Origin of the sequence: Aquirufa echingensis (assembly GCF_042714525.1) — a bacterium.
Lineage (GTDB): Bacteria > Bacteroidota > Bacteroidia > Cytophagales > Spirosomataceae > Aquirufa > Aquirufa echingensis.
Window position 1 is genome coordinate 1 of sequence record NZ_JBBKYA010000010.1, and the last position, 319, is coordinate 319.

A 319-nucleotide genomic window follows, 5' to 3' on the forward strand; every position below is an offset into this window, starting at 1 on the left:
AGGACCGTTATAGTTACGGCCGCCGTTTACTGGGGCTTCAGTTCAATGCTTCGCCTTGCGGCTAACATCCCCCCTTAACCTTCCAGCACCGGGCAGGTGTCAGGCCTTATACGTCATCTTTCGATTTAGCAAAGCCATGTGTTTTTGTTAAACAGTCGCCTGGGCCATTTCTCTGCGGCCTCGATTGCTCGAGGCTCCCTTTATCCCGAAGTTACAGGGTTAATTTGCCGAGTTCCTTAGCCGTGATTCACTCGAGCGCCTTAGAATATTCTTCTCGACCACCTGTGTCGGTTTACGGTACGGGTTACTTATCAGTTAT

The 319-nt window shown here is 50.5% G+C and carries 1 rRNA gene; it reads right to left on the reverse strand.

The annotated features are described in order from the left end of the window. A 23S ribosomal RNA gene (locus tag SKC38_RS12450) occupies positions 1-319 on the reverse strand; the annotation flags it as partial.